The 261-nt window shown below is 38.7% G+C and carries 1 pseudogene; it reads right to left on the bottom strand.

What is annotated here, in order from left to right:
- Nucleotides 1-261: pseudogene (gene narH, locus SB822_RS58370) on the bottom strand (nitrate reductase subunit beta); the annotation flags it as partial.

Genomic DNA, 261 nt, shown 5'->3' on the forward strand with positions numbered 1-261 from the left:
TCTACATCCTGTTTCGTTAAGCCGAGTTCTTTTAATACCGATTCATTTGGTTCTTTATTAATTTGCAATGCTCTCATATGCGTTCGCATAACAGCCATTTTTTTCAACGTAAGACGAATATGTGATTCATCTCCTGCAGTGAGTAAATTCGCTAAATATTGAATTGGAATACGCATATTATCAATAGCAGGGAAAATCTCTTCTGCTTGCCAGTTACTACCTTTCCCCTCCACCATGTTCATAATTGGGCTAAGCGGTGGG

The sequence above is a fragment of the Paraburkholderia sp. SIMBA_054 genome, assembly GCF_046534875.1.
GTDB lineage: Bacteria > Pseudomonadota > Gammaproteobacteria > Burkholderiales > Burkholderiaceae > Paraburkholderia > Paraburkholderia hospita.